At 58.7% G+C, this 4,344-nt stretch carries 2 protein-coding genes and 2 pseudogenes; all 4 read right to left on the bottom strand.

From position 1 onward, the window contains the following. Nucleotides 1–209 (bottom strand): annotated as a pseudogene (locus GGQ68_RS23975) (GNAT family protein); the annotation flags it as partial. Between the two features lie 759 nt (nucleotides 210–968). Next, nucleotides 969–2,078: an MBL fold metallo-hydrolase gene (locus GGQ68_RS23970; RefSeq protein WP_183970522.1), complete on the bottom strand. Its 1,110-nt coding sequence runs from the start codon at nucleotides 2,076–2,078 to the stop codon at nucleotides 969–971. Nucleotides 2,079–2,652: 574 nt separating this feature from the next. Next, on the bottom strand, nucleotides 2,653–3,201 hold the full coding sequence (locus GGQ68_RS24970) for a tyrosine-type recombinase/integrase (RefSeq protein ID WP_183970520.1): 549 nt from the start codon (nucleotides 3,199–3,201) through the stop codon (nucleotides 2,653–2,655). 609 nt (nucleotides 3,202–3,810) lie between these two features. Next, nucleotides 3,811–4,263: pseudogene (locus GGQ68_RS23960) on the bottom strand (integrase core domain-containing protein); the annotation flags it as partial. Nucleotides 4,264–4,344 lie beyond the last annotated feature (81 nt).

The following is a 4,344-nucleotide window of genomic DNA, read 5'->3' as shown; positions in this document are numbered from 1 at the left end:
GATAAAGCCAACAGCGTCTCCGTCAAGGCAAGCCACGGAGGTCTCCGCCTCTGGCAGATACCTCTCCTCGATCAGCCTGCGCTGTTCCGTCAGCCGTTTTCACCGATGAAGGGGTGGGCCTCCAGAGAGGCTTCGAACCAGATGGTCGACAGTATTTTCAGATCCGTTGCCGCGTCGAAGGGCCGGATTACGACGTTTGCGTTCTTCATGAGAACTCCACAGAAATCATGCAAAAAGGGTCGGCATCCATGTGCCGAGCGATGCCGCTACATGCGGGGCAATCGAAGCCTCTGTGCATAAATCTCCATCTGTGGCTCGACGAACATAAGCCTCCCCGCCACCAGTTTCAATGACGGCAGAGGGCTCCAAGCAGATCTGAGGCGGCGCGGCAGGCCGCTCGCCCTAGCGCGCCAGGACTGCGGGCGCTGACGGCCCATAGCCGCCGATCGCCCGACTACTGACCACTTGCCAATTTTCCGGAACCGGACGTTCGAGCTTGAGGGGTTAAGTTGCCAAACAAGGTCGCGAATGGGACAATCCGGACGTTCATCAAAGTTGAGGCAGCCGCCATTTTTCCGTCCGGGTAATGACGACGCCGATCAGGAAGATCCAATGTGCTTTGTTGCAGAACTCGGCCCATCGCAGGATTCACGCGGTCAATCTAGTAAGGCTAAGCATACTCGCATGACAAAGCCTGACCCAAAGCGTCAGTTTGGGCAAAGCCACGCCGGCAAGAGAGTTGATCATCTCGAACCGGGCCGAGGTAGCGCGGCCGGTGTGAGGATGCACGGCACCACAGGATCTGCAGTGCCCCGGCTAAAGCGGCCTGCAGGCGCGGCAATCAGGCCGCCGTCGGTTAGGAATGCAGTGCCAGTTTAGGGCGGTGAAGGCGCTGATACAGTTCAAGGCACGCTGATCCCTGGGGGTATATGGCCCTGACGCGAGATATCGCGTCGGGGCCGCACTATTTACTTCTCCACGGACAGTTCCGGGATCTCAGCACCATTGGCCACCAACTGCGCCACGTCGGCAGACAGACAGTTTCGCCAGGCACTGTAGTAGCCAAGCACCGCCTCATGGCCGACGATGTAGGGGTTGGGCGAAGAATCGGCCGCCATTTCCGCTATCTTCGTCAGGCCGTCATCGCCGACCGTGTGGTTCGACAGGATCACATCGGCCCCCATCAGCTCGGAGATATAGGCCATACGGTCGACCGACCCGCGCCATTCGTTCACGGTGGCAATGTCGCGCGGAGCGCCGACGCCGCCCATGTAGGACCCCATGTGCTCTTCACCCTCCCAGGTCAGGGGGATCATCAGCGAGACGGTGCCGGGCGTGTGGCCGGGTGTCAGGAAAGCGGTCAACGTGGTATCGCCAAGCGTGATCTCCATCCCGTCGGTGATGACAAAGTCATTCTCGCCGCGTTCGGGGACTTCACCGGCAGCTACCGCGATCTGGTAGTCGGCTTCTGACATCCCGACAGAGGCGCCCGTCAGCTCTTTTATATGGGCAAGGCCGCCTGTGTGGTCGAAGTGACCATGTGATATGATGATGATCTTGATGTCCTGAGGGTCTAGGCCCATCCGCATCAAGTTCCCGACGATGAAGCCCTCGGCATGCTCGGCGCTGCGCAGCGTGTCGATCAGGATGATGCCGTCACCCGTGTCGATCGCCCAGATGTTGTTGGCGTCATCCCCGATGGAATAGACGTTGTCGAACACTTCCAGCGGCACGGGATAGTCGGCGTTGAGCGCGGTACCGCCATGCGGGTGCTTGCATTGGTAGAACAGGGTCGGGCCCCATTTCCCGTTTGCAGCAACCGCAGCCAGCTTCGCATATTCAAGTGCTGCGGGCGCGGAATAGCCGCTGACCTCTATCATCTCCTCGACGGTATTGATCTCGGGACGACCGCCGTTGGGGGTGTCTTCATGCCCTTCCCAGACAGCGCCCTGACGCTCGGGTGAAAGGGGCTTCTGCTCGGGATACGGCGGATAGTTCTCCTGCGCCAGCGCGACGCTGCCCTGCATGGCAAGAGCCGCAATTGCGGTAGCAAGGGCGAGTTTGGAATGGAATTTCATAGTTGTGTTTCAGCCGCGAGGGCTGTCCTCCTCATAAGTATCGACCCCGCAAACGAGGCCTCGTGCGACGATCAGGCAAAACTGTACATCGCGGCTGCCGCCGACATTCGGAGTCAGCCGCGCAGCAGTCAGCCAGATCCGCAGTGCTTGCAGGATGAGCCAGCGATTGATCTGTCGTAAAAATATCCACCCTAAGGCGAATGAACTCCTCCTAGTCCGGATAGGTGGCATAAAGAGTTTCTATACGGTAACGCGTAATCTTAATCTTCTAGATAAGAAAAACTGCACGTATGCTGTTATCTATCGACACTAGGCCATGGCCTGGGGAAGGAATGCTTAGAGATCAACACGGTGTTGTTGCAGAACTTGGCCCGTCGCAGGATTCATGCGGTCAATCTGGTAGGCTATGAGGCCGTCAGCATCGCTAAGGCGTAGCTGATGGCCGAAAATGCTGAAGGGCAGCTAAGGGGCTATTCGCGCTCAAGAGATAGCGCAAGAACATGAGGGACGAACGGCCGCTTTCCCACCCAAACGAGACTGCCATGTTGCCTTGCTGTCAGGCAGCTTTCCGCGTTTAGTGCGCTGTGTGCCGGGGGTCACGGTGTCCGAGGTAGTCCTGAATGACTCGCAAATCGTGCCCCTTGTTCGCCAAGGCGAAACCGCAGGAATGGCGAAGCATATGTGGGTGGACGCGCTCGAGCCCGGCACGGGTGCCGGCAGATCCGAGGATGTAGTTTACGGCCTGCCGCGTGAGCGGCTGCTTGCGCTCCGAGACGAAAAGCCAAGGCAGTGCATCCTCCCTGCGCGCGAGCCAGCGCTTAATGGCCCGCAGCTCTTCGCCAGTGACCGGTTGCTCAACGCTAAGCCCGTTCTTCAGTCGTGCGATCCAGATCCGCGACTGCGCAAGGTCCACGTCTCGCCGCCGAAGCGCGATCGCTTCGGAGACGCGCAGACCGTGCCGGAACATCATCAGGATCAGGAGGTGATCGCGAACTCCGTGGCGACTCTTCTTGGCGGCAGCGAGGAGCCGGTCGATATCCCGCTGACCAAGATAGTCCCGTCTACGAATGTGGGCATCGGTCGCGCGGTCATCCCCACTCTTGACACTTCGCCGATTGGGCATGGTTCTGTTGCCTCTCACAAGTCTCTGCCTGCCAAGGCTTGACCGAGATCAACTCTTTACGAAACACACGAAGTGTAAAGAGTCGCTTGAGCGTCGAGGAAGCTCGCGCATGTTCGTCGCCACGAGGTAAGCCTACCTCTTTGGAGTGATCTTCAGACTCGCGATGCCACGCCCCATTCGCGGCGAGGCTCGGCTAAGTCCTTTGGGGGCCCCGCTGCGACGTCCATCCAAGATGCCAAGCGCCGACACAAAGGGCGGGGAGCGGACCTTCACCGCAAGCGCAAAGCGGTTAAGCGCCACCGGCGGAAGCGGACATTCAAAGCGACCAAGAGGTCTTCTCGGCAGCGTTCTTCAGGTCGTGCGTAGAGCGGGCCTTCTGCGCCACGGCGACAGCGCAAACCGTTAGTGGTGAGCGGACGTTCTTGCGGCGTATAAGTGTCAACTATGAAAGAGTAGAAGGCTTTGCACGAAATCCCAATTGCCGCTACTTCCCCTCGGCGTGTAGATGAAATTGTATCAAAAATCAACAATTTTCGCGTCTTGTAACGTGGATTTGGACGGCAAGCAGAAGGTAATCCCCCCATTTTTGCGGGGGCTTGGTCGTAGAATTTACGCGGCCATTCTCAGCTTCTGCGCGGGTGTCATCCCGCCGTTGCCCATGTTGGGGCGCTCGTTGTTGTAATACCAGAGCCATTCGGTGGCAATCTGCTGCACCTCTTCAATCGTTTTGAAGATATGGAGGTCCAGCCATTCATGCCGGACCGTCCGGTTGTTGCGCTCGACATAAGCGTTCTGCTGCGGTTTCCCGGGCTGGATGTGGGCCAAGGCAATGCCCTTTTGTTCGGCCCATTCCATGAGGGTACCGCTGATGTACTCATGGCCGTTGTCGCCCCTGATCTTCTTCGGTGCGCCGCGCCATTCGATGATCTGGTTCAGCGCCCGAACGACGCGTTCGGCGGGAAGCGAGAAGTCGATTTCGATGCCCAAACCTTCGCGATTGAAGTCGTCCAGGACGTTCAGCAGTCGGAATTGGCGACCGTTCCCGAGGTGACCTGCCCTGAACTTTCATCCAGCCGCGACCGGAGTCCGAGGGTTGTTTACGCCGATTGGCGCAGGTTGAGCAATCGTCCGACGCGCGGAGCT

Origin of the sequence: Sagittula marina (assembly GCF_014196795.1) — a bacterium.
GTDB classification, from domain to species: Bacteria; Pseudomonadota; Alphaproteobacteria; order Rhodobacterales; family Rhodobacteraceae; genus Sagittula; species Sagittula marina.
This window is presented reverse-complemented; position numbering and strand designations above follow the sequence as displayed.